Genomic DNA, 23,118 nt, shown 5'->3' with positions numbered 1-23,118 from the left:
GCTGGTCCTGTGCTCGGTCCTGCTCACGATCGCAGTGTTGGCGCTGAACCATTATGCGACGCTGCATATTTGCGGGGCGGCGTGATGGGCGAGAAGGCAGTATATCTCGGCAAGGCGCGCGTCTCATTCGGTGGTCGTGACATAGGCCAAGCAAGCCTGTCGATGCCAAGCGACGAACCCGCGCTCGCACCCTATCCAGGCGAGATCACCATCAGTGGCACGCTCGAGATGGACAAGGGAGATCGTCGCAACCTGTTGGTCTGGTGGCTGATGTTCAGCGCACTCGCTACCGCAAGCAGGATACTCGACTGATGGACAAGCAGGACGACATCCTCATCGTCCTTCGCGGCATCGAGCGGCACCTAGCCAAGATGGCCGCCATGCAGTCGGTGCAGATCGAACTGGCTGGCATGCTGGCCAAGGCCTCTGCCTGACGTGGATGCTGAGCGCCTTGATGCCGAGTTGAAGAGAGCGATGAAGCGGATCACAACCGAGCGCCGGCCTAAACCTTCGCAGCCATCAGCACATCGTTGATACGGCTCTGCCAACCTGCACCTGTCGACTTGAACTTGGCTATCACGGCGGGATCGAGGCGCAGCGTCACGACGACCTTGCCGGACTTCGGCCGGCCACGACCTTTCGGAGTTTCAATGCTCGGCTTCACCGGCGCGGCGCGCGCGGCAATCGGCGTTGCCTTGGCCGGCTGGATCGACTGTTCATTCGCGGCAAACCTGATGGCCATGGCCGTCCTCTCTGAATTTCGTAAATACGATAATCCGCGCCGGTAATTTCGTAAATACGAAACTAAAATAGGTTGCGGATAGTATGGCCCGACCAAAGGGAAGCCCAAAACTCGGCGGGCGGCGAAAAGGCACGCCAAACAAGGCCACCGCCAAGCGCGAGCGCGAGATCGCAAAGTCTGGTCTCACCCCGCTTGAATACATGCTCAAGGTCATGCGCAATCCGAAAGCCTCGGATGATCGGCGCGACGACATGGCGAAGGCGGCGGCTCCCTATGTGCATCCGAAGCTCGCCTCCATGCAGCACACCGGACGCGATGGTGGGCCGATCCAAACCGTCGATCTTTCAAAGCTGAGTGGCGATGCCCTCGACCAACTCGAATCTATCTTCGGTCCGCTTGCCGGTGGACCCGGCGACGATGATGCGTCTGCTGAGGGCGGAAAGGGCGCGGCGAGAGGCTGAGGCCGAGCGCGATCGCATAGCCCGGGATGCGGAAAAGATCAGGGCTCGCTGCCAGTCGCTCTCTGGCTTCATGAAGGAAGCCTGGCACGTCCTCGAGCCCCGTGCACCGCTGATCTGAACTGGCATCTCGACGCCATCTGTGACCATCTGGAGGCGGTCACCGCCGGCAAGATCAACCGGCTGCTGATGAACGTGCCGCCAGGTTCGACCAAATCGTTGACGACGTCCGTCATCTGGCAGGCATGGGAGTGGACATTCCCGCATCTCAGATCGATGCGATACCTGACCACGGCCTTCAATGACGGTCCGGTCACCCGAGACACGCGCAAATGCCGCGATCTGATCCGATCGGAGTGGTATCAGTCGCTATGGCCGGAAGTGGTGCTGTCCAGGGCCGGCGAAACCAGTTTTGCCAACACGGCGACGGGAACGCGTGAGGGAGTGGCCTTCGGCTCGCTGACCTCGCAACGCGGCGACCGCCTTATCATCGACGACCCGCATTCGACCGAGACGGCGGAAAGCTCGGCGGAACGCCAGGCCACGACCCGGAAGTTTCGAGAGGGTGCCACGGATCGCATCAACGATCTGGAGAAGTCGGCGATCGTGGTAATCATGCAGCGCCTGCACGAGGACGACGTCTCAGGCACGATCCTGAAGCTCGGGATGGAATACACGCATCTCTGCCTGCCGATGGAATTCGAGCCGGAGCGGGCGAGGGTCAATGGCCTCGGCTTTGCCGATCCTCGCCGAAACGATGGGGATTTGCTCGATCCTGTCCGGTTCTCGCGCGACACGGTCGAGAAGATGAAGCGCGACAAGGGCTCTTATGCCTATGCCGGGCAGTACCAACAGCGGCCAACGCCGCGCGAAGGCGGCCTGTTCAAGCTGGAATGGTTCGAAGGCAAGATCATTGCCGCGGTGCCGGCCGGAACGAGATGGGTCAGGCATTGGGACTTGGCCGCCACGAAGAAGATCACTGCGGCGCGCACCGCCGGCGTCAAGCTTGGTCGCACACCGGATGGCCGGTTCATCGTCGGCCACGTGATCAAGGACCAGGTCGAAGGCAACGCGGTCCGCTCGATGATCAAGGCGCAGGCCGAGCTCGACGGCAAAAGCGTCGAAATCAGCCTGCCACAGGATCCGGGCCAGGCCGGCAAGGTGCAGGCAAAGGATTTTATCTCAATGCTGGCCGGCTACGTGGTCAGGGCCGAGCCGGAGACCGGCGACAAGGTAACGCGCGCCGAACCGTTTTCGGCACAGTGCGAGGCCGGCAACGTCTATCTGGTCGCTGGCGATTGGAATGCGAGCTACATCGAAGAACTCTGCCTGTTTCCGGGCGGCAGCTTCAAGGATCAGGTGGATGCGTCATCGGGCGCATTCGGCAGGCTGGTCGGTCAAAACGGCAATTTTAACAACCTTGCGGGCGGCGCGGAGATCATAACCATTGGCTAATCCGCTCGCCGGGCTCGGGCGCCGTATGTTCGGTGCCGCGCCCACGACATCAGTCTCGCCGACAAAGGAGGTCGGCGTTTCGGGGACCGCCATTTTTGGTGGCTTCATCCAGGTTGTCGAGCAGAACTCTAAGCTTGTCGGCTTCAATCGCTACAAACTCACCTCCGACATTTTCGTCAACACATCGATTGTCGCCTCTGGCGTGAGGCATTTCCTCGACCTGGTGGCCAAGCCGAAATGGACGGTTGATCCCGTCGATGACACTCCTCAAGCGAAGGAGATGGCAGAGTTCGCGGAATCGTGCCTTTACGACACCAACGTTTCCTGGTCGCGCATCGTGCGCAAGGCGGCCGAGTTCCGGTTTCATGGCTTCGGCCTGCAGGAATGGACGGCCAAGGCCCGAGATGACGGCCGCATTGGTTTCGAGAGCATTGAAGCGCGGCCGCAGCATACCATCTGGCGCTGGGAAGTGGATGACCAGGGCAACATCATCGGCATGTATCAGCGCAATCCGCTGAACGGTCAAGAAATCTTCCTGCCCAGGCAGAAGATCATCTATCTGGTCGACGACACCATGACCGACAGCCCGGAAGGGATCGGCATCCTGCGCCATCTGGTCGAACCGGCCGAGCGCCTGAAGGAATATCTCTCCTTCGAGGGCAGCGGGTTTGAAACCGATCTCCGCGGCATTCCGATGGCGCGGGCCCCGCTCTCGGACCTCAATGCGCAGGTGAAGGCCGGCGCGATGACGGAGGATGAGCGGACAAAGTTCCTCCATCCGTTCAGGGACTTCATCAACAACCATATCCGTTCGAAAAAGAGTGGGCTGCTGATCGATTCCAAGCCCTATTATTCGCAGGGCAACGATCCGTCGCCATCGGCCACGCATCAGACCGACGTCGAACTGCTGAATGGAGGAGCCGCCGCCTTCGCTGAGATCGGCAAGGCAATCGAGCGCCTCAATCACGAGATGGCGGTCATCCTCGGCGTCGAGGGCATGCTGCTCGGCGGTGGTGGTCAGGCATCCGGCTCACGCGCCTTGGGAGCCGACAAGAGCGAGCACCTCTATACGGTGGTCAATTCGGCGCTGGGCGAAATCAGCCAGGCCATGGACCGGGATTTCCTTGGGCCTCTGTGGATGCTCAATGGGCTGGACGACAAGCTCAAGCCGTCGCTTTCGGCCGAGGATGTCCAGTTCAAGGATGTGACGCAGATCACGTCGGCGCTTCAGCAAATGGCATTGGCCGGCGCTGTTCTTTCGCCAGACGATCCGGCGATCGACGATGTGCGCGGTCTCCTGGGTATTTCGTCGGCGCCGTTGCCCGATCCTTCAATGATGGGCGTCCGCAAGCCGGCGCAGCCTTCGAAGCCCGGCGAAATTCCCGGCACTGATCCGGCGCAGCCGAACGACAAGCCTGCCACCAAGCGGCGCAAGAGGTGATCTGTGCCGGTTGATATCCAGTCCTTCACCTCCGGCTCCGGCAATTGGACCAAGCCGTCTGGTGCGACCACGGTGCGCGTCATCCTGGTCGGCGCTGGTGGTTCCGGAGGTGGGGGAGAGACAGCGGCTTCGGGCACAGGTGTGTCTGGTGGCGGAGGCGGTGGCGGGGCTGGACGCCATGAAATGGTGTTCGATGCTGCCGAACTCGGCTCGACCGAACCTTATGCAGTTGGTGCGGGCTCTTCTGGCGGCTCTGCGGGCACCGGATCTGGTGGCGGGACTGGCACTGGCGGCGGTAATTCGACCTTTGGCGGCAACGTCGTCACGGTCCAAACAGCCTATGGCGGCGGCGGCGGCAGCGGTGGCGCAGGAGCCGCAACAAATTCTGCAGGAGGCGGCGGCGCGGGCATGGCCGGTGCAGGCGGCAGCACATCGTCCAACATTGGTGGCGCAGCCGGGGCAAACGGTGGCGCGGCGGGCGGCAGCAACGGCAATGTAGGGACTGCGAACTCATCCATCGGTGGCGGCGGCGGCGGGGGCGATGGCGGCAACGGACAGGCCGGCGCCGTAGGCGGCCAGGCGCTAATGGGCGGTGGCGGCGGCGGTGCTGGTGGCGGGAAGACAACCGGGCCTGCATACAATGCAGGTGGCAATGGCGGCGCGGCAAGCGGCGGAACGGTTCCTGGCGGCCTTGGCGCGGCCTCTGGTGTTGCGGGATCGAATGGCCTTACCGATACGCTCGGCTGGCCAGGCTCGGGTGGCGGTGGCGGTGGTGCAAGTGCCACAACGGCAGGCGCAGGCGGCAATGGCGGCTTTCCCGGGGGTGGCGGGGGTGGCGGAGGCTCTTCGATAACCGGAGGCACGGCGGGCGCGGGTGGTGCGGGAGCCAACGGCATTGTCGTGGTGATCACTGACCTGGTGAGCGTGCTATGACGGCTGCTCCGATCAAGTTCGAGCGCTTCACATCGGGATCTGGCGCGACCTGGACCAAGGAATCGTGGGCAAAGATTGTCCGTGTCATCCTCATTGGTGGCGGTGGCCCTGGCGGTGGTGGCGGTCGCTATGCTGCGGCCACGTCCTCAAGCGGTGGGGCGGGTGGCGGTGGTGGAGCGATCCTCGACCGCATCTATTCAGCCGACCAATTAGCATCGACCGAGACCTACACGGTAGGCGCGGCAGTTACCGGTGGCGCGGGTGCGACGGCCGACACGAACGCCGGTGGCGTTGGCGCAAGCGCTGGCAACAACACGACATTCACCATCAATGGCGTCACGGTCACTGCCTATGGTGGTGGTCGAGGCGTCGGTGGAACTACGGGATTTGCGGCAGCAGGCGGTGGCGGCGCGGGCCTGGAGAGTGCTGGCGGCAATGGTAGCGGGAGCACGGTCGGAACTGCCGGCGCCAATGGCGGCGCGGCTGGAGCCGCAGCCAATACCGGGTTCTTCGGTGGCGCTGGTGGCGCCAATGGCGTGAATTCTAATGCCACGCCTACGGCTGGGCCTTCCGCGGTGCGCGGTGGCGGCGGTGGCGGCGCAGGCTGCGGCAAAGGCAGTTCGGTTTATGGCACAGGCTCGGCCGGTGGCATAGCGCGCGACCAGGCCGGCGGCGCGCACGGCACCGGCGGATCTCGTGGCTGGGGCTATCCGGGCTCTGGCGGTGGCGGCGGCAATTCCAGTGCGACTGCACCGGAAAACGGTGGCGACGGTGGAGCACCGGGTGGCGGTGGTGGCGGCGGCGGCACGACCGTGAACGGCGTCAATGCCGGCAATGGTGGCGCCGGAGCCCGCGGGGAAATCATCGTGATCAGCTATGGCGACGCCTCGGCGGCCGGCGGCCATATCGCCACGCGCCAGCAATTGGGGATGTAGACCATGCGCCGTTTGCCCCAATCCACCGCCTACACGGTGATGCTGAAGCTGTTCCTGTCGAGCGATCATGTCTCGCCGGCAACCGGCAAGACCGTCGCCATCAAGATCAGCAAGGCCGGTGGCGCCTTCGCCGACCCGAATGCCGGCGCCTCGAACGCGACGGAAGTCTCGAACGGCTGGTACAAGTTCGCGCTCGACACGACCGATACCGGCACGCTCGGCGACCTGGTGGTGCGCGGCACGGCGACGAGCTGCGACGATGCCGAGCAGGTCTGTCAGGTGGTCAGCGCCACAACGGGCGGCGCCACCAATCTCGACGCGGCGGTCTCGGCCGTGAAATCCAAGACCGATAGTCTCACCTTCACTGTCGCCGGAATGGTCGACAGCAATGTGGTGGACTGGAAGGGCGCGACGGCTCCCGCGATGACGGGTGACGCCTATGCCCGCCTTGGTGCACCGGCTGGCGCCTCCGTCAGCGCTGATGTGGCAGCGGTCAAGGCTGTACTTCCGTCGGCGCTTGTCTCCGGCCGTATCGACGCCAGCGTAGGCGCTTACCAGACCGGCATGACGCCTTTGCAGCCGGCGACCGCAGGCCGCACGCTGGTTGTCGACGCCGCCGGCCTTGCCGATGCCAATATGGTCAAGCTTGGGCCGACGGGCGCCGGCACGGCACAGACGGCCAGGGATATCGGTGCAAGCGTGTTGCTCTCTGCCGGCACCGGAACCGGTCAGCTCGATTTCACCTCTGGCGTGGTCAAGGCCAATCTGGCGCAAATCCTTGGCACGGCGCTCACCGAAACGGCTGGCCAGATCGCGGCCGGCTTCAAGAAATTCTTCAACATTGCCGCGCCGGCGGCGACCATGGACCATCTGGTGCTGGTCGATACGGTCACCACCTACACCGGGAACACACCGCAGACCGGCGACGCCTATGCTCGCATCGGTGCAGCAGGTGCTGGCCTCACGGCTCTCGGCGACACGCGCATCGCGCACCTCGACGCCGATGTCTCGACGCGCTCGACCTATGCCGGAGCCGACACGGCAGGCACCACGACGCTGCTTTCGCGCCTCACCAGCACGCGAGCGGGCCTGCTCGACCATCTCGATGCGGACATTTCCAGCCGCATGGCGACGTTCAGCTATACCGCGCCGCTGGACGCGGCCGGCACGCGCACCGCGCTCGGACTGGCCTCCGCCAACCTCGACACGCAGATCGCCACGCTGTCCACCAGCACAGAGATCACCAGCCTGCAAAGCCACGGCGATGGCGCCTGGGCGACGGCAACCGGCTTCTCGACATTGGATGCCACGGCGGTAGAGAACGCTGTCTGGGATGCCACGGCAGGGAGCCACGTCGTAAGCGGTTCGTTCGGCGCCGAGGTCAACGACATGAATTCGGCCACCGGCACGATCGAGGGCCGTATCGGAACGCCTGCCTTCGGTGATCTGGCAGGTGACATCGCGCATGCACAGGGTGTCATCGACGGCATCAATGGGATCACGTCGACGCTGGTAATGACCACTGGAAAACTGTGGGTGCTGAACGAAAGCGGCAACCCGCTGGCCGACGCTGCAAGTCTCGCAACGACGGATGGCAAGGTCGACGCCATCAAAGGGCAGACCGACCAGATCGGCTTTACTGGCAGTCTCGTCAATTCGAATATTGCCGCGGTCAATGGAACGCAGGTCACCGGAACAGGCACGGCGCCCGATGAGTGGGGGCCAGCTTAAATGGCCGGCTCTTGGGGAAATAGCTGGGGCGCGTCCTGGGGCTCGTCGTGGAACCGAACGCCGATTGTTCTGGTGTTCCCGACCGAGGAAGGCTTCTTCGCCGCGGTTGACGCCGCACAGCGGACGGCCTCAGTCGATGCCACTTCCCGAACTGCGACGGTCGATGCCGTGAACCGTACAGCAACCGTCAACGCAGTCTCAAGGATGGCCACGTCATGACCTGGGGACCGAAAGACCCGGATGCCATCAGGGACTTCGGCATCGACTGGACGCCCGATCTCGGCACCAAGACGATCACGGCATCCACGTGGCTGCTTAATGGCGCGGCCTGGACCGGAACGGACCTGGTGAAAGTGGCGAGTTCATTCACCGACACCAACACCACGGTTCGGATATCGGGCGGTACCGTCGGCACCTCCTATGAGGTGACCAATCATATCGTCATGTCGGACGGCGAAGAAGATGACTTCTCGCAAAAGCTGAAGATCAAGGAACGCTGACATGGCGAGCGTCGACATCGGGTCAGACACCTATACCAGTTATGCCGATCTCGACACGGCGGATACCTATTTGGCCGCTTCAGTCACGGTCGCTGGATGGGCCGATGCCTCGGACGACACCAAGGGCAAAGGCCTTGTCTCGGCCACGCGCCTGCTTGACCGGCAATCGTGGGCCGATGGCTACACGACCTTCGATGAACGCGTCGCAGTCCCCGCCATCGTCGACGCATGCTGCGAACTCGCCGGCATGTTCATCGACGGCTCAACCGATCCGCTGACCTCGAGAACGACGGTGCAGACCACGCAATCGCTCAAGGCTGGATCGGTGCAGATCACCTATTTCAGGATCGATCCGAACCTTGCGGCACGGTTCCCGACGATCATCCAGGAACTGGTCGGCCCATATCTGGGCGGCAGCGGAAACACGGTGGCAACCGCGTATGCCGGCGGCACGGATGTGTGCTCCGGCTTTGAGACCTACGATCTGATCCGGGGGATTTGATGGCTATCGTGAAACAAGAGCCCAATGACCAGTTCCAGATCGGCGATGAGGTTCTCTACACGCCCGAGAACGTCATTACGACGGTGACGGGTTATGTGTGGCACGAGCAGATGGGATCGCTGGCGCGCATCGCACTATACACACTGGCCTGCGGGATCAGTGCTCCAAAGGACGCCTTGATGGCGCACATCAGTGATCGACCATTCGCTACAGGCGGCATCGTTTATCCGATGGGCATCGACCGCCGACCTGCGCCGGTCGATGCGATCGGCAAGGACAGGATGCCAAGCTACCCTCTTAAGGGCCATAGGCTCGGCTAAATGCTCGCCATCATCCGCAAGGATGCGCTCGCCGACGAAAAGGCGAGGCTCGAGCAACTCCTTGCCAAGATGGAGAAGCGCGTCGCCGATGCGTTTCGCCAGTTCATCGCCGACACGACATCTGAGGAAACGGTCAAGTACGTCATCCAACTGGTCGACCAGGGGCGCATAAACGACGCGCTTGCGGTGATCGACCAGCGGGTGGGCACTCTGGCCGGATCGATCACCAGCGTGTTCCAGGACGCCGCCACGGCCGAAGCGGTGGCATTGGCGCAGCAGGTGGTGGGTACGGTTCCAATCTCGATCACCTTCGATCCGACCAACCCGCGCGCCGCGGCATTGATGCAGCAGGAACGATTGGAGTTCATCCGCGAGTTTTCAGATGAGCAGAGGACTATCGTCCGCGACATCATCGCGAATGGATTGCAGACCGGCGAGGGGATGCGCCAGATCGCCGCCGACTTCCGTGCCTCGATCGGATTGGCGCAGTCGCAGCTCGATATGGTCGAAAACTACCGGCGCCTGCTGGAACAGGGCAGCGCCGACGCATTGCAGCGTGCCTTGCGCGATCGCCGGTTCGATGGTTCCGTGCAGCGCGCAGTGGATGGTGACAAGCCTCTGTCGAACGATCAGATCGACAAGATGGTGGATCGCTACCGGCAGCGGATGCTGGCCTACCGGGCAGAGAACATCGCGAGGTCTGAAGCAGGCAGGGCGCTATCGCTCGGTCGCGACGAGGCCATGCAGCAGAACATCGATAGCGGCGCGATCAACCGCGACCTGATCGACCAGAAATGGGCAACCATCCTCGATGGCCGCGAGCGTCCGAGCCATGAGGCAATGGACGGCCAGGTGCAGCCATGGGGCAAACCCTTCGTGAGCGGTGCAGGTTATCAACTTCGCTATCCGCATGACCCATTCGCGCCGGCCAGCGAAACCATCGGCTGCCGGTGTTCGAAGCTCTTTGTGATCAGGAAGCAACCGAGATGAGCGAACCGGATTCCGGCGATGTCCACGTCCCGGGCGTCGAATGGCCGAAAGGCAAGAAGAAGCCAAAGAAGGCCGACGACCTGATGAAGGATGATCAGCGCAAGCTCGAGCCGCTGGACTCCAAGCGTTCGAAAACGCCGTTCGCCTATGAGGGCAATGTGCTCGGGACACTCAGAGAGGATCAGGTGCCGCGGTTCTTCGGCACCCTCACAGACAGCGCCGACCTGCCGGCCAAGACGGTTAATCTTTCCGACCTGAACGCACTGCAGAACCGCGTCGACACTGGCAAGGTCAAGGCCATCGCCGAAAATGGCGCCGGATCGAAACTTCCGGTGGTCATCCAGCATGACGGCAAGAAATGGATCGCCGACGGTCACCATCGTCTCGCTGCTGCCTGGCTGAACGGCGAACAGAGCGCAAAGGTCCGGTTCAAGAACCTGGAACCCGAGGTCAACACCATGAAATTCGACATCTCGACCCAGGTCTGCAAGGTCGACGACGGCCTCGGCCTGGTGATGGGCTTCGCCATTGTCTGCAAGCAGGATGGCGAGGACTATTTCGATGTCCAGGGTGATCATATCCCGGAAGACGCCATGCTCGGTGCCGCCGTCGATTTTATGCAGAACAGCCGCGTCGCCAAGGAAATGCACGCCGGGGATTCGAAGGGCTCCGTTCTGTTCGCCTTCCCGCTGACCAGCGAGATCGCCAAAAGCTTCGGCATCGAGACCAAGACCACCGGCCTGATGATCGCGATGAAGCCGGACAATGCCGACATGCTGGCCAAGTTCAAGTCGGGCGAACTGACCGGGTTTTCCATCGGCGGCCGGCGCATCACGGACGAGGCCGCCTGATGCGGTATTTCGGTCTGATGGCGGCGGCCCCTGTCAAGTGGCTGCTGTTCACCGAGCTTGAAGTCAAGCGCCAGATAGAAGCCTTCGCTGCCGACATGGGCCGTCCGGTGGTCGATGTCGCCGGGCCGCCGTCGGCCGAGGAGATCATCGCGCAGCGCATCAACCCGCGCAAGCCGATCGAACTGCCCACGATCCGCCTGCATCTGCGCAAGGTCAAGCATCACCTGACCGGCGAGGATGGCATTGAGGTCAAGTGCAGCGATGCGCATATGGATCTGATCGTCCAATGGGCGCGGCAGAGCCACATGCGCAAGGCGCTCGCCGCCAATGCGCTGCCGGCGCAGTAAGGAGAACCAGAATGGCCACCAAGCGGATCATGAGATCCTTCAAGATCGATGAGATCAGCGGTGTCGACCGCCCGGCACAGGTTCACGCCAAGGTCGCGATCATGAAACGCGATTTCAGCGCCGACGAGCGCCAGGCCATGGCCGACAAGGGCGAGGCGATGGCGGATGGCAGTTATCCCATCGCTAATGTCTCCGATCTGGAGAACGCCATCCAGGCTTTCGGCCGCGCCAAGGATAAGCCGGCCGTCAAGAGCCACATCAAGCGGCGCGCGAAGGCGTTGGGCGCCGAGGACAAACTGCCGGAATCCTGGTCTTCAGCGGCAGTCGCCAAGTCGATTTACGGTGCCATCAGCGGCAATGACCAGCCGACCGGCGCGCAGTCCTTCGCCGATCTGATCGCGGCGCAGGAAGAGCAGCAGCGCCAGTGCGATGTCAGCCAGGAGCTCTGGCCCTATTTCGACGCGCTGACCAATTCGATCCGCTCCATCGTGGCCGACATCACCATGGACGAGCCCGGCAAGATCAATGCCATCCGCCAATCCATCGACCAGTTCACGACAGCGGTGACGGATGCCGTCCCCGATGCCGAGGAAGAAGTCGAGAAGTTCTTCGCTGACCCCGCCGCAAGCGGGGTTTTTCTTGCCGGCAAGCCCGCCGGCGATCTCGTCGACAAAGGAGTGAACCACATGTCCGACGACACCAAGAAGGTCGCCGACCTCGAAAAGGCGGTTGCCGATCTCACCAAGTCCCTGACCGACACCACCAAGGCCAAGGACGAAGCCGAAGCCAAGGTCGATGCCCTGACCAAGGCGGCCGACATCGCCAAGAACGACGAAGTGCTGAAGGTCGGCGAGACCGAAGTGCGCAAGTCGGCCGTCGGCGAGGCATCCTTCGCGTTCATGAAGGCGCAGCAGGCCGAAATCGCCAAAGCCCGCGACGAAGCCGACATGGAGCGCCTGCAGAAGCGCGCCGAGACCGAAATCGGCCATCTGCCTGGCGAAGCCATTGCCAAGGCCAAGGTGCTCAAGGCGATCAGCGGTATGGGCGAGGAGGATCGCAAGGTGCTCGACACCATGCTCAAGGCCGGCGAGGCAGCACTTGCCAAGGGCTTCACCAAGTTCGGCGTGATCTCGGGCGGCGCCAATGCCGATGACCCAGAGGCCAAGCTGCAGGCCCTCGCCAAGGCCAAGGCCGAGAAGGACAACGTACCTTTCGCCAAGGCCTATACCGCCGTCCTCGAAACGGAGGAAGGCCAGCGCCTCTACAATGAAAGCCGCGCTGACCGCAACAAGTCCGTAGCTTGATCGGGCGCCGGCATCCAGCCGGCTCTCTTCCCCTCAACTTGAAATCAAGGAGATACTGACATGGCGACAGAAAACGCCCTGCAGACGCGCTCTTATCCGGCAGGTTCCGATCTGTCGGCGAGCCAGTACTGCTTCGTGAAGATCACCGGTGGCCAGCTTGCCGTGGCCGATGCCGGTAGCAGCGATGCCGTTGGCATCCTGCAGGACAAGCCGGCGGCTGCTGGCCGGGCAGGCAGCTTTGCCTATGGCGGCACGTCCAAGGTGCTGGCCGGAGGCACGTTCTCGGCCGGTGACGCAATCACCAGCGACAGTTCAGGCCGAGCCGTTTCCGTCCAGAGCGGCGACGACACGCTGGGCCACGCCATGGCCGACGGTTCGTCTGGCGTCATCACCTCCGTTCTGCTCGACCGCGGTTAAGCGGCCGGGCATTCCCCTCACACCAGCGCCGTCGTGAGACGCCGCAGTCCTTCAAAAGGAGATTACCATGCCTAATCCTACGGCGGGCGACGTCCACGTAAACGTGCCCCTCACCAACATCTCGATCGCCTATATGCAGGACGCTGCCGGCTTCGTCGCCGACAAGGTGTTCCCCAACATTCCGGTGATGAAACAGTCGGATCGGTACTTCCGCTATGACCGTTCCGACTTCTGGCGCAACCAGTATGAAAAGCGCGCACCGGGCACGGAATCGGCCGGCGGCGGCTGGAAGATCGACTCCACGCCGACCTATTTCGCCAATGTCTGGGCGCTGCACAAGGACATCGACGACCAGATCCGTTCAAATGCCGACAACCCGCTGAACATGGACCGCGATGCCACTCTGTGGCTCTCGCAACAGGCCATGATCGCCCGGGAAGTCACATGGGCGGCGAACTACTTCACCACCGGCATCTGGTCTGGCGTCACCGGCTCGACCGGCACCGACATCACCGGCGTCGGATCAAGCCCGTCGACCAACCAGGTGCTGCAGTGGGACGATTCGGCATCCACCCCGATCCAGGACGTCAAGGCCAATTCGGACCTGATCGCCCTGCTGACCGGCATGCGTCCAAACACCCTGACGCTGGGCCGCCAGGTCTGGACCAAGGTGTCGGATCACCCGGAACTGATCGACCGCATCAAGTATACGTCGGGCAACACCAACCCGGCGATCGTCTCCAAGCAGGCGGCGGCGGCGCTGTTCGAACTCGAGCAGATCCTCGTCATGGACGGCATCCAGGCGACTTCGGCCGAAAATCCGGCCTTCGAAACCTCGAAGACCACGTCGTTCATCGCCGGCAAGAATGCGCTTCTGTCTTATGCCCCGGCATCGGCCAGTTTGATGCAGCCTTCGGCAGGTTACACCTTCTCCTGGACGGGGCTCATGGGCGCGGGCGCCGGTGGCCAGCGCATCAAGACGTTCCGCATTGAACGTCTGGAGTCGGATCGTGTCGAAGGGCAGATGGCTTACGATCAGAAAATCGTCAGCTCCGACTGCGGCATCTTCTTCACCTCCATCGTTGCCTGATCAGACCGAGCCAACAAGGAATAGCAAAACATGGCTCGCTCATTGATCTGGCAGGACAAGTTCGACCGCGGCAATGACTTCGTCGTGCTGCGGCCGGTCAAGGTGCATGGGATCATTCTGACGCCGGGCGATCCATTCGACAAGACCACCGTGACGACACGAACGCTGCGGCAGTTGTTCGACCAGCGAAAGATCAACATTGCCCAGGTCGCCAATGATCAGGACATGATCGTCAAGCATATCGGGCGCGGCAAGTTCGGCGTGTTCAAGAATGGTGAGCGGCTGACCATTGAACCGATGACCCGCGAAGAGGCGGAAGCCTTTGCTAGGGGTTAAGTTTGGCCGGATCACCGGTGATTGGTCCGATCGACCCGTTGCGCTGGTGGCGTGTGGCCCTTCCATGGCTGGCTTTGATCTGGAAAGGCTTCGCGGCCTTTGCCGGGTGATTGCGGTCAAGGAAATGGTGTTCGAAATGCCATGGGCGGATGAAGGCTTCGGCCTCGATCTGTCGTGGATGACGAAGGCCAGGCGGCAACGGGAACTGGACGCCTGCAAGGTTCCGCTGGTGCTGGCGATTTCCGACGAGGGCGGCATGGTGCTCGATCTGCCAGCCGCGCGGCCGGGGATCACCTATGTCGAGCGCAAGCGCGGCGATCAACTCAGTGACGATCCAAGCCTGATCTATTCCGGCGGGACATCGGGCTTCGGCGCCCTGAACCTGCCCTATTTGCGCAAGGCGAGGACCGTTTTCCTGTTCGGCTATGACTATGCGACGCTGAACGGCATTCAGTACCGCGACGCAAGCCGCTACCCGAACGCCCAGAAGCACGGGCATTGGGAGGCCTGGGCGCGCAAGTTCAATTTTATCGCCAAGCAGGCTTCAGAGGCCGGCATGTTCGTCACCAATGTCGGGCTGGGCAGCGCGATCACGGCGTTCCCCAAGGTTTCACATGAGACAGCGCTGGAGATGCTCCGCCAATGAAGATCTGGGGCAATCCTGGCCAGAAGCAATCGATCTGGATCGGCTTCGATCCGCGTGAGGCGGATGCCTTCGCCGTGGCCAAGCATTCGATCAGGCGGCATCTGAATGTGCCGATCCCGGTGCGCGGCGTGGTGCTGACTGACCTCAGGACCGGAGGCCTCTACAACAGGCCTACGAGCCGCAGGGAGGGGCGTTTGTGGGACGACATATCCGGGGCACCGATGGCGACCGAATTCGCCTGTAGCCGCTTCCTAGTGCCACGGCTGGCGCAATCAGGCTGGGCGCTGTTCATGGACTGCGACATGCTGGTGCGCACCGACCTGCAAAAGCTGTTCAGCCTCGCCGATCCCGACAAGGCGGTGATGGTGGTCAAGCATAACCACAAGCCGAAAGAGCGCGTGAAGATGGATGGGCAGGCCCAGACCGTCTATCCGCGCAAGAACTGGAGCTCGGTGATCCTGTTCAATTGCGACCATCCGGCCAACCAGGCATTGACACCAGAACTGGTCAATTCTGTTCCGGGGCGTGATCTGCATGCCTTCTGCTGGCTCAAAGATGACCAGATCGGCGGCATGCATCCGCGCTGGAACTGGTTGGTTGGCCACTCCGATCCGATGATCGATCCGGCGATCGTGCACTTTACCGATGGCATCCCGACGATGGCCGGGTATGAAGACTGCGCCTATGCCGATGAGTGGAGGGCAGAGCTCGAGCGCTGGGCTGCCTGATGGGCCTCGGCGATCAACTGATGGCCACAGGCCTTGCGCGCGGCGCCCATGCGCGCGGCAAGCGCATTGCCTTCGGCGATGGCAGGAACATACTCTGGGACAACAACAGCGCGGCGATCTTCCGCGGCAACCCGAACATCGCGCGGCCCGGCAGCGAGCGCGATCCCGATATCGAATGGCTGCCGTATTACAAGGGCCACCGAATTTATAACCGGCTCGGCGACCGCAAATGGATATGGAACCTCGATTTCCATGCCACGCCGGGTGAAGTCTTTTTCGATGATGTCGAGAAGGAAGCCGGTCTTCGTCATGGGGCTGGCTTCGTCCTCATCGAGGCCAATGTCGAGGCCAAGAAATCTGTCGCGCCGAACAAGGATTGGGGTCGAGCGAACTACCAGAAGGTCGCCGATCTCCTGGTAGACGAGGGATATCGCGTCGCGCAGTTCACCTATCCGGGCGGCGGCGTTCCTCTTGCCGGGATCGAGATCATCAAGACGACATCATTCCGCGATGCGATGTCGATCTTGGCCAATGCGGCGCTCTACATCGGGCCGGAGGGTGGCCTGCATCATGCGGCGGCCGCAGTCGGCATTCCCGGCGTTGTCCTGTTCGGCGGGTTCATCCCGCCTTCGGTCACGGGCTACGACACGCATACCAACCTGACGGGCGGCGCAACGGCCTGTGGCTCGCTCACGCCCTGCCAGCACTGCAAGAACGCGATGCAGGCAATCTCCGTCGAAGACGTCTGCAAAGCAGCATTGGAAAGGCTTCCTATGGTCGACAAGCATACACCGGCCGACGCGGATTACGTTGTCCAGCGCCGCGTCGCCGGCTACCACGATTTCCGCATGGATGGCATGTCCGACCTGGTTCTCAGGGCTGAAGGCAAGTCCGTCTTCGACATCGGCTGCAACAGGGGCATGGTCGGCTTCGAATTCGCCTGCAATGGCGCAACGATGGTGCATGGTTGCGACATCTATGAAAAGGGCATCATGGCGGCGCGCGAGGTATTCGCCGATCTGCGCAAGGTCGACAGCCGTTTCGAGGTTATCGACCTGACCGGCGGCCCGGCGGCCTTGAAGCGATTTGGGGCCAAAAAGTACGATATCACGCTCTGCCTTGCGACCTATCACAAGCTGAAGCGGGTGATGCCGCCGGAGGACTTGACGGCGCTGATGCAGCATTTCGGCGAGCGCACCAAGGGCTATTTCGCCTGGCGCGGGACGTCGGACAAGCATGACGAGAACGAGCAGGAAATCGCCAATCTGGATCGCGATCTGGGCGCGGTCGGACTGAAGCGCATCCACACCTCCTACATCTCGGCCGAGCTCGGCGCCGCAGCGATCTGGGTGCGTCCATGACCATGCTTCAGGTGGATGCCGAGATTGACGCGCTGGCCGATGTCTTCGTTGCGGAGGGCGTCAGGTCATTCCTCGAGATCGGATCGAAGTTCGGCGGCTCGCTGATGCGGATTGCATCCAAGTTGCCAGTCGGTTCGCGCATCGTCTCGGTCGATCTGCCGAAGGGAACGAAAGCCTGGGTGCAGAGCGAGATCGACCTGAAGGCCACAATCGCCACACTCCAGACGCATGGCTATGACGCGCATCTGATCTGGGGCGATTCCACGGCGCCGGAAGTCATTGAACAGGTTCGTGCTCTTGGTCCCTTTGACTGTTGTTTCTTGGATGGAAATCACACTCGTCCTTTTGTTGAAAAGGATTTCGCCAACTACGCGCCAATGTCCAAAATCATGGCCTTCCACGACATATCTTGGCGCCGCGCGCCAGACTGGGTTGGCACTCGAATTGACGTTCCGGAATTTTGGGATGAGGTAAAAAAGAACTACCGACACCAAGAGTTTCGCCTGTGTCCAACAGGTAAAAATAACGGAATTGGAGTGCTTTGGACGCGGTAAAATGCTATGGAATTAGCGGGTTGACGAGTGCTGCTAACACTGCGCCAACCCTGACCGGTCACGAACAATGGAGGTTCGAGTGGCTAAAAGCATCGTATTCGAAAAGCCGCGTGGTGCCTACGTCTACTGCATCTTGGTCGATGGCGTTGAACGCTACATCGGAAAGGGCAGGGGAACCCGAGCTATCCAGCATCTTTGGAACTCAGCTTCCACCATTCGCCGCCGCGATAGGGGCGAGAAGGTCAAGGTAAGCAAATTTCAAAACCTCCTTGTCGCCGCCATTCGGCGCGGATCAGTGGCTAGTATTTCGATCATTGTCGAAGGCTTAAGTGACGAAGAAGCTTACGCCAGAGAGATCGAGGAAATTTCTCTGCGGGACAGAGGTAGCCTTTGGAATCAAATGCCGGGAGGCAGAGGCTTCACCAGCAAGCAGGCTCAAGAGCAATGGACTGAAGAGCGTCGGCTCCTAATGTCAGCAATGAGCCTAAAACATTGGGACAACGAAGGACGCAGGCAGCGCCAATCAGACTGGGCTAAGCGGATCAATAATACGCGATGGGCCGAAGGGTCAGATGGGCGCCGAGAGCAAAGCGAAAAGGCAAAAGCCAGAACAAGGACACCTGAAGGTCGCGCATTGCAGGCGAAAAAAGCCAAGTCAATGTGGACGGAAGAGTTTAGGCGCAAGCGTAGCGCTGAAGCCTCTGAGCAGAACCGACAACAATGGGGAACCGAAAAACGGCGCGCACAAGCCAGTGCGTCAGGCAAGGCGCGTTGGAAGAATGGTGACTTAAGGCGCATCCTACCCGCAGCCATGAAGAATAAATGGGCTGATCCTGAATGGAGATCGGCAATGCTAGCTGTTCTCCAAGACCCGGAAGTCAGGCGGCGGAATTCTGAAGCCCTTAAGGCGAAATGGGCCGATCCCGCATATCGTGAACGTGTGCTGGCGGCACGAAAGGCTAGAAATTGCTCCACGTCATGACCTGGGTCTGGGGATCGAAATACGGCCCGGACTATATCGCCAAGCTTGCCGCCGGCGTGGCGCGCAACCTGACCGAGCCGCATGAGTTCCGCATTTTCACGCCATTGCCGGAAGACATGCACCTGACGGAGGTCAAGGGCTGCTTCGCCAGGCTCCGCGCGTTCGATCCAGCATGGCAGGCATCGCAAGGAATTGAGCCGGGCGACAGGATCGTCTGCCTCGACCTGGACCTGATCGTCACCGGGTCGCTCAACGGGCTGTTTGATCGGGAGGAACCATTCGCTATCCTGCAGGGCGTCAACACATCGAACCCGTGTCCGTTCAATGGTTCGCTGTGGATGCTTGAGGCTGGCTACCGCCCGGATGTCTGGCATGAGTTCTCACCGGAGCTTGCTGCCAAGGTGCCGTTCTACGAGTTCCCAGACGATCAGGCGTGGTTCGCGGACATGCTGCCCGATGCCGGTTCCTTCGGCCCAGAGGACGGCGTGTATGCGTTTCAGAAGCGCGGCTGGCCCAAGGGCGAGCAATTGCCGAAAGGCGCCAGGATCGTCTGCTTCCCCGGCTGGCGCGATCCGTCGCAATACACCCGGCTCGATTGGGTCGCGGATAACTGGCGCGCATGATCGATCCCGCATCGGTGGCCCTGTTCATTCCCGGCCATCTGAAAGCATTCAAGCTCGACCTGTTCAAGCGAATAGGAGCAACCATTGAACGGCTTGGTGGCAGGACGGTATCGGCCGATTTCCGAGAGTTGGCCGAGTTGGCCGACGACATCATTCCGATCATCGGTTGCACACCAGAACTTCGTCCGCTCATTGAGGGATGGAGGCTACGCCGGCGCCTGTGGATTTACTGGGATCGTGGGTATGCCAGGCGCGTCTTCGCCACCGATCTGCCAACCGGAGAAAACGGCGGCTTCTACCGGTGGCACGTCGGCTCCTTCCAGCTTCAGGCAGTCCGGCCTGCCCCAGATGATCGCTGGAAAGCGCTGAAAACCGAAGTCTGGCCATGGGCGCGCACCGGCCGCCATATCGTCGTTGCTGAACCATCGCCGACCTATGAGCGGTTCCACGGCATCGAAGGCTGGACGGACCGCACCATTGCTGCACTGAAAGGGTTGACCGATCGGCCCATCGTGCGGCGCAACAAGGAAATGCAGCGCTTCGGCCGCAAACTGCACGATGATCTGAAAGGTGCCCATTGCCTTATCACTCACGGCTCAAACGCCGCGGTCGAAGCGGTGATCATGGGTTGCCCGGTGTTCGTGCATCCAGATAGCGCGGCCGCATTGGTCGGCCGCTGTGATATCGGACGCATTGAGGAACCGATCTACCCCGATCGGCAGCCGTGGCTCAATGCGCTGGCCTACTCTCAATGGAATGAGAGCGAGCTCGTCGACGGAACGCTCTGGAGGATGCTCTGATGGGTTTGCTCGACGGCGCGATCAAGCAGGCGATCGCCGACGGCTTCCGCGGCAAGCTGCTCAAGGGCACGCTGCGCAAGGTCACGGCCACGGGGCGCGCCACCAACGGCGATCCGATCACCACCACGGCCGATTATGCCTGCCAGGGTTTTCGCGAGGCCTACAGCGCGTTCTTCCGCGCGCAGTCGGGCATCCCAGACGACGATGTCCAGATCGTGCTCATCGCCGGCCTGACGGGCGCCGTGCCAGTTGCGGGCGACAAGATCAATCTCGCCGGCGGCTGGTGGCAGGTGCGCAAGGTCGATATCGACCCGGCCGGCGCCACACATTCGTGTCAATGCTTCGGAGTGCCGGCATGAGAGTTTCCGCTGACGTAGACGATCCGGGCTATGCCACATGGATCGAGATTCCGAGCCGGTTCGAGGTGAAGATATTTCTCGACGGCGTCGAACAGCACAAGGTCGTGACCGCCGATGACGCAGAGGGATCGGTTCGCCGCTGCGTGCTGAATGAGGCGGGCGAGGTCCAGATCGATCCGAACAAGCCGGACTACATCTGGGAAGAGGTTGCTCACGGCGTCGTTCGCATCGAGGTGCCGTCTTGAGCGTGAAATGGGAAGGCTCGGCCGTACTCGCGAAAGTCCGCGCCGCAACGCTTACGGGCGTCACGCGCGGCACCGAGACCATCCGAGAGGAAGCAACCAAGCTCATGCAGGACTCGCCACGCTCGGGCCGCGTCTATGGCAGGCACAAGGCATCCGGCCCGGGCGAGCCGCCGGCACCCGACACCGGCAACCTGATCCGCAACATCCAGACCAGCGTCGATGCGCAAAAGCTCACCGGCAACGTCAACTTCGGCACGAAGTACGCGCGACCGCTCGAATACGGCACGTTCAAGATGGCGCCGCGCCCCTTCGCCAGGCCGGCCGTCGAGAACAAGAAGGAAGCGATCCGCGCCGACATCGCCGACGAGATTTCGGGAGCCCTGAAATAGAATGGGCGTCGATCTCTCCGAACCGCTCTATGCCGCGCTCACCGGCGTCAGCGACGGCATCGACGGGCTTGCGACCTACGAGGGTGAGCCAGCCGTCTTTACCCGCCGTCCGGTGCCGATCGAGTGCGGCTTTCCGATGATCATCACTGCCGGCGACGTCACGCATGGCGACGAGGATTTCATCGACGCCGAGATGGCCATGATCGTCCGCGACATCGCGGTCTACGGCAACAAGCACAACGACTATCGCACCGTCGAGACCATCGCGCTCGAGGTCCGCGACCTGTTCCACCGCAAGCGTGAGAGTCTGATCGTTCCAGGCTGGAACGTCGTCGACATCCGCTGCAAGGGGCCTGTGCCGACCGCTGATGACGACGACCAGACCATCGGCCGCGTCGTCTCGCTCCAGATCCGGCTCACCCGAGCATCCTGAATACCTGCCCCGGCAGGTTGGCCCGATCGCGCCTTGGGCAAGCGCTCATGCAGCCTCGAGAGAGGCCGCGTCCCCGTGTCCCGCGCCGTGAGGCGCCAGATCAGAAGGAGCCTACTCTATGGCAATCTTTGCGATGGCCGGCAGCAAGATCTACATCGGCACCACCGCTGCCGCCGATGACGAAACCGAGTTCGCCGCCGATTCCTGGACCGAAATCAAGCCGGCCGAGACCATCGGCGATTTCGGCGACACCGCGACCGACGTCAAGTTCCTGGGCATCGGCGACAGCCGCGCCCAGCACCTCAAGGGCTCGAAGGACGCCGGCACGATCCAGCTGACCTGCGGCCGCGACGACACCGACGGCGGCCAGATCGCCTGCGTCGCCGCCTTCGCCAGCCCGCTCGACTACAATTTCAAGATCGAGTGGAACAACGCCGCGACCACCATGGGCACCAAGGGCGTCACCTACTTCCGCGGCAAGGTGATGTCGAAGAAGCTTGTCAACGGCACCGGCCCGGACAACGTGCTCAAGCGCCAGTTCGACATCGGCATCAACACCGACCAGATCGAGGTCGAGCCGACCTGATCTTTTCCAACTCCACCAACAAGCAATAGCAACATAGGTGAACAATGACCAAGACCACTGCTTCGGACGTGAAGAAAGCCCGCGTCGTCATCGAGATCGACGGCGAGGAACACACGCTCATCCCATCGCCCGAGGCGATCATCAATCTCTCAAGCGCCTATGATGGCTTCGCACCTCTGATCGCGGCGATCGGCAGGCTCAATCTGAAGGCGGTCGCCGACACGATCTGCGCCGGTCTCAGCTTCGAAGGCGCGAAAGCGCGCGAAATGGCGAAGCAGATCGCGATGCATGGCGTGCTTGAACTCTCTCCAAAGGCGGCGGAGTTCGCGTCGATCCTGGCGAACGGCGGCCGGCCGCTCACGCCTGACGCTGCCGACAAGCAGGAGGGCGGCAAAGGCCCTTTGTAACCGTCGAAAGTCTGGCCGACGAATTGGTCCGGCTAGCGATGGGGCGGCTGTTCTGGTCATTTGACCGGGCAATGAAAGCCGACTGCCTCGCCATCGATCTTGCGCTTGACGGTCAGGCCGATTTCCTGCGCGGCCTGTTCGGCTCCAAGGAAAAGGCGGACGCGGCGCCAGATCCAGCGACCTTGCCGCCGATCACGCAGGGAGCGTTCCGCATGCTGACGAAGAAGGCCTAGCGGCCAACCCGCTGCGTCATGAACCGCTCGCGGTCCGCCTTCGACCATTTGCTGGTATCGACGGGGATTTCCGCCACGCTCGAAATCTGCGAGTCGACGGTCAGACGGCGCCGCGTCTCGTCCTTCTGCTTCTGGACCAAGCCAGGAATCAGGAAGGCATCGACGATCGCCCATATCGCCAGGATCACCAGCAACACGCTGCCGATGACGATCGGCGTCGTCAGGATGCCAACCACCAGCAAGGCAAGCATCGCAAGGCCGCTCGACTTCTGCCCGAGATAGAAGCGGTGCGCCCCGGCGCCGCCAAGAAACAGCCAGAGCAGATAAGCAACGCCAACGGATTTCGCTTCGTTGGCGACGCGCTGCTCGATCAGAATTTGTTCCTGCGTGGTCAGGCCCATGACGATCCCCCTTCGATCG

Annotated in this window: 34 protein-coding genes; 32 read left to right on the top strand and 2 right to left on the bottom strand. The window is 61.9% G+C overall.

Going from position 1 to position 23,118, the window contains the following annotated elements; translation table 11 throughout:
• The first annotated feature begins 84 nt into the window (after positions 1-84).
• Positions 85-312, top strand: a complete 228-nt coding sequence (locus AC0YKC_RS23640; protein ID WP_488512798.1) for a hypothetical protein — start codon at positions 85-87, stop codon at positions 310-312.
• Positions 312-434, top strand: a complete 123-nt coding sequence (locus AC0YKC_RS23635) for a hypothetical protein (RefSeq protein ID WP_488512797.1) — start codon at positions 312-314, stop codon at positions 432-434. Before AC0YKC_RS23640 ends, AC0YKC_RS23635 begins: the two co-directional genes overlap by 1 nt.
• Before the next feature lie 68 nt (positions 435-502).
• On the opposite strand, the gene AC0YKC_RS23630 is transcribed toward AC0YKC_RS23635, so the two are convergent.
• The gene (locus AC0YKC_RS23630; RefSeq protein ID WP_488512796.1) at positions 503-742 is read right to left on the bottom strand and encodes a BrnA antitoxin family protein; all 240 of its coding nucleotides are present in this window, start codon (positions 740-742) and stop codon (positions 503-505) included.
• A 200-nt stretch (positions 743-942) separates the two neighbouring features.
• Here AC0YKC_RS23630 and AC0YKC_RS23625 point away from each other — a divergent pair, with 200 nt between their 5' ends.
• The 30 genes from AC0YKC_RS23625 (at position 943) to AC0YKC_RS23480 (ending at position 22,698) form a co-directional block, all read left to right on the top strand.
• Complete coding sequence (locus AC0YKC_RS23625; RefSeq protein ID WP_488512795.1) at positions 943-1,203, top strand: hypothetical protein; 261 nt, start codon at positions 943-945, stop codon at positions 1,201-1,203.
• 216 nt (positions 1,204-1,419) lie between these two features.
• Positions 1,420-2,655, top strand: a complete 1,236-nt coding sequence (gene terL, locus AC0YKC_RS23620; protein ID WP_488512794.1) for a phage terminase large subunit — start codon at positions 1,420-1,422, stop codon at positions 2,653-2,655.
• On the top strand, positions 2,648-4,096 hold the full coding sequence (locus AC0YKC_RS23615) for a phage portal protein family protein (protein WP_488512793.1): 1,449 nt from the start codon (positions 2,648-2,650) through the stop codon (positions 4,094-4,096). The genes terL and AC0YKC_RS23615 overlap by 8 nt, the downstream gene beginning before the upstream one ends.
• Positions 4,097-4,099: 3 nt before the next feature.
• Positions 4,100-5,029 (top strand): hypothetical protein, encoded by a 930-nt coding sequence (locus AC0YKC_RS23610; RefSeq protein ID WP_488512792.1) that lies wholly within the window; start codon positions 4,100-4,102, stop codon positions 5,027-5,029.
• Positions 5,026-5,964, top strand: coding sequence for a hypothetical protein (locus tag AC0YKC_RS23605; protein ID WP_488512791.1), 939 nt, complete (start codon positions 5,026-5,028; stop codon positions 5,962-5,964). Before AC0YKC_RS23610 ends, AC0YKC_RS23605 begins: the two co-directional genes overlap by 4 nt.
• A gap of 3 nt (positions 5,965-5,967) precedes the next feature.
• Positions 5,968-7,695, top strand: a complete 1,728-nt coding sequence (locus AC0YKC_RS23600) for a hypothetical protein (RefSeq protein WP_488512790.1) — start codon at positions 5,968-5,970, stop codon at positions 7,693-7,695.
• 215 nt (positions 7,696-7,910) lie between these two features.
• Positions 7,911-8,195: a phage fiber-tail adaptor protein gene (locus tag AC0YKC_RS23595; protein WP_488512789.1), complete on the top strand. Its 285-nt coding sequence runs from the start codon at positions 7,911-7,913 to the stop codon at positions 8,193-8,195.
• 1 nt (position 8,196) lies between these two features.
• Positions 8,197-8,697 (top strand): DnaT-like ssDNA-binding protein, encoded by a 501-nt coding sequence (locus AC0YKC_RS23590; RefSeq protein ID WP_488512788.1) that lies wholly within the window; start codon positions 8,197-8,199, stop codon positions 8,695-8,697.
• Positions 8,697-9,017 carry a hypothetical protein gene (locus tag AC0YKC_RS23585; protein ID WP_488512787.1) on the top strand — a complete coding sequence of 107 codons (321 nt, stop codon included), beginning with the start codon at positions 8,697-8,699 and terminating at the stop codon, positions 9,015-9,017. The genes AC0YKC_RS23590 and AC0YKC_RS23585 overlap by 1 nt, the downstream gene beginning before the upstream one ends.
• On the top strand, positions 9,018-10,007 hold the full coding sequence (locus tag AC0YKC_RS23580; protein ID WP_488512786.1) for a phage minor head protein: 990 nt from the start codon (positions 9,018-9,020) through the stop codon (positions 10,005-10,007).
• The gene (locus AC0YKC_RS23575) at positions 10,004-10,858 is read left to right on the top strand and encodes an XkdF-like putative serine protease domain-containing protein (RefSeq protein ID WP_488512785.1); all 855 of its coding nucleotides are present in this window, start codon (positions 10,004-10,006) and stop codon (positions 10,856-10,858) included. The genes AC0YKC_RS23580 and AC0YKC_RS23575 overlap by 4 nt, the downstream gene beginning before the upstream one ends.
• Positions 10,858-11,205, top strand: a complete 348-nt coding sequence (locus AC0YKC_RS23570) for a hypothetical protein (RefSeq protein WP_488512784.1) — start codon at positions 10,858-10,860, stop codon at positions 11,203-11,205. The genes AC0YKC_RS23575 and AC0YKC_RS23570 overlap by 1 nt, the downstream gene beginning before the upstream one ends.
• 11 nt (positions 11,206-11,216) lie before the next feature.
• On the top strand, positions 11,217-12,509 hold the full coding sequence (locus AC0YKC_RS23565; protein ID WP_488512783.1) for a hypothetical protein: 1,293 nt from the start codon (positions 11,217-11,219) through the stop codon (positions 12,507-12,509).
• Positions 12,510-12,569: 60 nt separating this feature from the next.
• Entirely contained in the window at positions 12,570-12,926 is a 357-nt protein-coding gene (locus AC0YKC_RS23560) for a capsid cement protein (protein ID WP_488512782.1), read from the top strand.
• A gap of 67 nt (positions 12,927-12,993) precedes the next feature.
• Positions 12,994-14,016 (top strand): hypothetical protein, encoded by a 1,023-nt coding sequence (locus tag AC0YKC_RS23555; protein WP_488512781.1) that lies wholly within the window; start codon positions 12,994-12,996, stop codon positions 14,014-14,016.
• A gap of 30 nt (positions 14,017-14,046) precedes the next feature.
• Positions 14,047-14,352, top strand: coding sequence for a hypothetical protein (locus AC0YKC_RS23550; RefSeq protein WP_488512780.1), 306 nt, complete (start codon positions 14,047-14,049; stop codon positions 14,350-14,352).
• Between the two features lie 64 nt (positions 14,353-14,416).
• Complete coding sequence (locus tag AC0YKC_RS23545; protein WP_488512779.1) at positions 14,417-14,998, top strand: hypothetical protein; 582 nt, start codon at positions 14,417-14,419, stop codon at positions 14,996-14,998.
• Positions 14,995-15,726 (top strand): hypothetical protein, encoded by a 732-nt coding sequence (locus AC0YKC_RS23540; protein ID WP_488512778.1) that lies wholly within the window; start codon positions 14,995-14,997, stop codon positions 15,724-15,726. Before AC0YKC_RS23545 ends, AC0YKC_RS23540 begins: the two co-directional genes overlap by 4 nt.
• Before the next feature lie 20 nt (positions 15,727-15,746).
• A complete protein-coding gene (locus AC0YKC_RS23535) occupies positions 15,747-17,087 on the top strand; it encodes a glycosyltransferase family 9 protein (protein WP_488512777.1) in 1,341 nt (446 codons plus the stop codon).
• The gene (locus AC0YKC_RS23530) at positions 17,084-17,641 is read left to right on the top strand and encodes a class I SAM-dependent methyltransferase (protein WP_488512776.1); all 558 of its coding nucleotides are present in this window, start codon (positions 17,084-17,086) and stop codon (positions 17,639-17,641) included. Before AC0YKC_RS23535 ends, AC0YKC_RS23530 begins: the two co-directional genes overlap by 4 nt.
• A 79-nt stretch (positions 17,642-17,720) precedes the next feature.
• Complete coding sequence (locus AC0YKC_RS23525) at positions 17,721-18,623, top strand: LEM-3-like GIY-YIG domain-containing protein (protein WP_488512775.1); 903 nt, start codon at positions 17,721-17,723, stop codon at positions 18,621-18,623.
• A gap of 56 nt (positions 18,624-18,679) precedes the next feature.
• Positions 18,680-19,246, top strand: coding sequence for a hypothetical protein (locus AC0YKC_RS23520; protein ID WP_488512774.1), 567 nt, complete (start codon positions 18,680-18,682; stop codon positions 19,244-19,246).
• Positions 19,243-20,046, top strand: a complete 804-nt coding sequence (locus AC0YKC_RS23515; RefSeq protein ID WP_488512773.1) for a hypothetical protein — start codon at positions 19,243-19,245, stop codon at positions 20,044-20,046. Before AC0YKC_RS23520 ends, AC0YKC_RS23515 begins: the two co-directional genes overlap by 4 nt.
• Positions 20,046-20,405, top strand: a complete 360-nt coding sequence (locus AC0YKC_RS23510; RefSeq protein ID WP_488512772.1) for a hypothetical protein — start codon at positions 20,046-20,048, stop codon at positions 20,403-20,405. The genes AC0YKC_RS23515 and AC0YKC_RS23510 overlap by 1 nt, the downstream gene beginning before the upstream one ends.
• Positions 20,402-20,650, top strand: coding sequence for a hypothetical protein (locus tag AC0YKC_RS23505; protein WP_488512771.1), 249 nt, complete (start codon positions 20,402-20,404; stop codon positions 20,648-20,650). The genes AC0YKC_RS23510 and AC0YKC_RS23505 overlap by 4 nt, the downstream gene beginning before the upstream one ends.
• A 2-nt stretch (positions 20,651-20,652) precedes the next feature.
• Positions 20,653-21,039, top strand: a complete 387-nt coding sequence (locus AC0YKC_RS23500) for an HK97-gp10 family putative phage morphogenesis protein (protein ID WP_488512928.1) — start codon at positions 20,653-20,655, stop codon at positions 21,037-21,039.
• Position 21,040: 1 nt separating this feature from the next.
• A complete protein-coding gene (locus AC0YKC_RS23495; RefSeq protein ID WP_488512770.1) occupies positions 21,041-21,472 on the top strand; it encodes a hypothetical protein in 432 nt (143 codons plus the stop codon).
• 118 nt (positions 21,473-21,590) lie between these two features.
• On the top strand, positions 21,591-22,058 hold the full coding sequence (locus tag AC0YKC_RS23490; protein ID WP_488512769.1) for a hypothetical protein: 468 nt from the start codon (positions 21,591-21,593) through the stop codon (positions 22,056-22,058).
• Positions 22,059-22,102: 44 nt separating this feature from the next.
• A complete protein-coding gene (locus tag AC0YKC_RS23485; protein ID WP_488512768.1) occupies positions 22,103-22,465 on the top strand; it encodes a hypothetical protein in 363 nt (120 codons plus the stop codon).
• 71 nt (positions 22,466-22,536) lie between these two features.
• The gene (locus AC0YKC_RS23480; RefSeq protein WP_488512767.1) at positions 22,537-22,698 is read left to right on the top strand and encodes a hypothetical protein; all 162 of its coding nucleotides are present in this window, start codon (positions 22,537-22,539) and stop codon (positions 22,696-22,698) included.
• Here the strand turns inward: AC0YKC_RS23480 and AC0YKC_RS23475 are convergent.
• Positions 22,695-23,099 carry a TM2 domain-containing protein gene (locus tag AC0YKC_RS23475; RefSeq protein ID WP_488512766.1) on the bottom strand — a complete coding sequence of 135 codons (405 nt, stop codon included), beginning with the start codon at positions 23,097-23,099 and terminating at the stop codon, positions 22,695-22,697. The genes AC0YKC_RS23480 and AC0YKC_RS23475 overlap by 4 nt on opposite strands.
• Positions 23,100-23,118: the final 19 nt, after the last annotated feature.

The sequence above is a fragment of the Mesorhizobium sp. CNPSo 4661 genome (genome assembly GCF_057784215.1).
The sequence above is the reverse complement of the archived record's forward strand: the minus strand, read 5'-3'. Positions and strand labels throughout refer to the sequence as shown.

Bases quoted from the DNA above. Each gene is read 5' to 3' on its own strand.
- AC0YKC_RS23480 (WP_488512767.1), top strand. From the start codon at position 22,537: ATGAAAGCCGACTGCCTCGCCATCGATCTTGCGCTTGACGGTCAGGCC.
- AC0YKC_RS23595 (WP_488512789.1), top strand. From the start codon at position 7,911: ATGACCTGGGGACCGAAAGACCCGGATGCCATCAGGGACTTCGGCATC.
- AC0YKC_RS23510 (WP_488512772.1), top strand. From the start codon at position 20,046: ATGGGTTTGCTCGACGGCGCGATCAAGCAGGCGATCGCCGACGGCTTC.
- AC0YKC_RS23585 (WP_488512787.1), top strand. From the start codon at position 8,697: ATGGCTATCGTGAAACAAGAGCCCAATGACCAGTTCCAGATCGGCGAT.
- AC0YKC_RS23580 (WP_488512786.1), top strand. From the start codon at position 9,018: ATGCTCGCCATCATCCGCAAGGATGCGCTCGCCGACGAAAAGGCGAGG.
- AC0YKC_RS23570 (WP_488512784.1), top strand. From the start codon at position 10,858: ATGCGGTATTTCGGTCTGATGGCGGCGGCCCCTGTCAAGTGGCTGCTG.
- AC0YKC_RS23555 (WP_488512781.1), top strand. From the start codon at position 12,994: ATGCCTAATCCTACGGCGGGCGACGTCCACGTAAACGTGCCCCTCACC.
- AC0YKC_RS23575 (WP_488512785.1), top strand. From the start codon at position 10,004: ATGAGCGAACCGGATTCCGGCGATGTCCACGTCCCGGGCGTCGAATGG.
- AC0YKC_RS23535 (WP_488512777.1), top strand. From the start codon at position 15,747: ATGGCCACAGGCCTTGCGCGCGGCGCCCATGCGCGCGGCAAGCGCATT.
- AC0YKC_RS23590 (WP_488512788.1), top strand. From the start codon at position 8,197: ATGGCGAGCGTCGACATCGGGTCAGACACCTATACCAGTTATGCCGAT.
- AC0YKC_RS23540 (WP_488512778.1), top strand. From the start codon at position 14,995: ATGAAGATCTGGGGCAATCCTGGCCAGAAGCAATCGATCTGGATCGGC.
- AC0YKC_RS23495 (WP_488512770.1), top strand. From the start codon at position 21,041: ATGGGCGTCGATCTCTCCGAACCGCTCTATGCCGCGCTCACCGGCGTC.
- AC0YKC_RS23625 (WP_488512795.1), top strand. From the start codon at position 943: ATGCTCAAGGTCATGCGCAATCCGAAAGCCTCGGATGATCGGCGCGAC.
- AC0YKC_RS23550 (WP_488512780.1), top strand. From the start codon at position 14,047: ATGGCTCGCTCATTGATCTGGCAGGACAAGTTCGACCGCGGCAATGAC.
- AC0YKC_RS23565 (WP_488512783.1), top strand. From the start codon at position 11,217: ATGGCCACCAAGCGGATCATGAGATCCTTCAAGATCGATGAGATCAGC.
- AC0YKC_RS23630 (WP_488512796.1), bottom strand. From the start codon at position 742: ATGGCCATCAGGTTTGCCGCGAATGAACAGTCGATCCAGCCGGCCAAG.
- AC0YKC_RS23530 (WP_488512776.1), top strand. From the start codon at position 17,084: ATGACCATGCTTCAGGTGGATGCCGAGATTGACGCGCTGGCCGATGTC.
- AC0YKC_RS23640 (WP_488512798.1), top strand. From the start codon at position 85: ATGGGCGAGAAGGCAGTATATCTCGGCAAGGCGCGCGTCTCATTCGGT.
- AC0YKC_RS23560 (WP_488512782.1), top strand. From the start codon at position 12,570: ATGGCGACAGAAAACGCCCTGCAGACGCGCTCTTATCCGGCAGGTTCC.
- AC0YKC_RS23635 (WP_488512797.1), top strand. From the start codon at position 312: ATGGACAAGCAGGACGACATCCTCATCGTCCTTCGCGGCATCGAGCGG.
- AC0YKC_RS23475 (WP_488512766.1), bottom strand. From the start codon at position 23,099: ATGGGCCTGACCACGCAGGAACAAATTCTGATCGAGCAGCGCGTCGCC.
- AC0YKC_RS23605 (WP_488512791.1), top strand. From the start codon at position 5,026: ATGACGGCTGCTCCGATCAAGTTCGAGCGCTTCACATCGGGATCTGGC.
- AC0YKC_RS23545 (WP_488512779.1), top strand. From the start codon at position 14,417: ATGGCTGGCTTTGATCTGGAAAGGCTTCGCGGCCTTTGCCGGGTGATT.
- AC0YKC_RS23515 (WP_488512773.1), top strand. From the start codon at position 19,243: ATGATCGATCCCGCATCGGTGGCCCTGTTCATTCCCGGCCATCTGAAA.
- AC0YKC_RS23490 (WP_488512769.1), top strand. From the start codon at position 21,591: ATGGCAATCTTTGCGATGGCCGGCAGCAAGATCTACATCGGCACCACC.
- AC0YKC_RS23485 (WP_488512768.1), top strand. From the start codon at position 22,103: ATGACCAAGACCACTGCTTCGGACGTGAAGAAAGCCCGCGTCGTCATC.
- AC0YKC_RS23505 (WP_488512771.1), top strand. From the start codon at position 20,402: ATGAGAGTTTCCGCTGACGTAGACGATCCGGGCTATGCCACATGGATC.
- AC0YKC_RS23600 (WP_488512790.1), top strand. From the start codon at position 5,968: ATGCGCCGTTTGCCCCAATCCACCGCCTACACGGTGATGCTGAAGCTG.